This is a genomic window from Sphingobium sp. ZW T5_29, assembly GCF_044987515.1.
In the GTDB taxonomy this organism is placed as follows: Bacteria; Pseudomonadota; Alphaproteobacteria; order Sphingomonadales; family Sphingomonadaceae; genus Sphingobium.
The window spans coordinates 1-510 of record NZ_JBJDRM010000045.1 but is presented as its reverse complement, the minus strand read 5'-3'; the positions used below and the strand labels follow the sequence as shown (position 1 = coordinate 510).

1 pseudogene is annotated in these 510 nt (G+C 64.3%); it reads right to left on the bottom strand.

Annotated elements, in window-relative coordinates:
- Nucleotides 1-510: pseudogene (locus ACI3KQ_RS15985) on the bottom strand (hypothetical protein); the annotation flags it as partial.

The window sequence follows — 510 nt, the reverse complement described above, 5'->3', positions numbered from 1 at the left end:
GAGCGTCTGATACATCGAGTCGGTGTCGTCCGTGGTCTCGGTGATCGAGAACGTGCGGTACTGATCTTTGCGCGGCAGGCCGTCTTCGAACACGACCATCGATGCGACGACGTTGGTTCCCGAGAGGTGCGAGATATCGAAGCACTCGATGCGCAGCGGTGCCTCGGCCATGCCGAGTGCCTCCTGCAGATCGGTGAGCGCCTGGGTCCGCGCGACATAGTCGCTCGTCCGCCGGGTCTTGTGCAGGATGAGCGCCTGCTGAGCGTTCGTCGTGGCTGTGCGCAGCATGTCCGCCATTCGTCCGCGCTGCGCGAGCTTCAGGGAGACTCGCTTCCCGCGTCGTTCCTCAAGCCACAGCTCAAGCTGCTCGGCGTCATCAGGCAACTCGGGCACGAGCACCTTGCGAGGGATATCGGCGGCCGCCGCATCACCGTAGACGCGCTGCAGGAGCTGATCCACCAGCTCCGCGCCGGAGATGTCGATCTCTTTCTCGATGGTGGTGGCGCGCAC